The following is a 970-nucleotide window of genomic DNA, read 5'->3' on the forward strand; positions in this document are numbered from 1 at the left end:
AGAATTCAATCGGTATTGACACATAAGCCCACTGGTCAAGTGCTCTGCAGGTAAATTCCGGCCCCTGGTCAGTTCTTATCGTAGCCGGATAGCCGCGAAACAGCGCAATGCCGTCCAGAATACGCGTGACCTGCACGCCTGAAATCCCAAAAGCAACAGTGATCGCCAGACATTCCTTCGTGAAGTCATCCACGCAGGTAAGACACTTGATCCTGCGACCGGTGGCCAATGCGTCCATGACGAAATCCATTGACTAGGTCAGATTGGGCGCTGCTGGGCGAAGCAGCGGCAGACGTTCTGTTGCCAGTCCTTTACGACGTCGTCTGCGTTTTACGCCCAGACCGCTCAGATGATAAAGGCGGTAAACGCGCTTGTGATTAACATGAAGCCCTTCACGGCGCAGTAACTGCCAGATGCGGCGGTAGCCAAAACGCCTGCGCTCCAGTGCCAGCTTAGTGATGCGCCCTGATAAATACGCATCAGCAGCCGGACGCTGAGCGTCATAGCGGCAGGTCGACAGGGATAAACCTGTGAGTCTGCAGGCACGACGTTGCGACAGACCGGTCGCATCACACATCAACACCACAGCTTCCCGCTTCTGGTCTGTCGTCAGTACTTTCGCCCAAGAGCTACCTGAAGCGCCTCTTTATCCAGCATGGCTTCGGCCAGCAGCTTCTTGAGTCTGGCGTTCTCTTCCTCAAGCGACTTCAGGCGCTTAACCTCAGGCACCTCCATACCGCCATACTTCTTACGCCATGTGTAAAACGTAGCATCGGAAATGGCGTGCTTGCGACAGAGTTCACGGGCGGATACCCCGGCTTCAGCCTCGCGGAGAATACTGATGATCTGTTGGTCGGAAAAACGCTTCTTCATGGGGATGTCCTCATGTGGCTTATGAAGACATTACTAACATTGGGGTGTACTAATCAACGGGGAGCAGGTCATAGCTGTAATGGTCTAATGATTCCGG

The 970-nt window shown here is 54.0% G+C and carries 1 pseudogene; it reads right to left on the minus strand.

Annotated elements, in window-relative coordinates:
* Positions 1 to 873, minus strand: a pseudogene (locus tag U869_RS32055) (IS3 family transposase); the annotation flags it as partial.
* Between the last annotated feature and the right edge of the window lie 97 nt (positions 874 to 970).

The organism is Serratia sp. H1w (genome assembly GCF_000633355.1).
GTDB lineage: Bacteria > Pseudomonadota > Gammaproteobacteria > Enterobacterales > Enterobacteriaceae > Chania.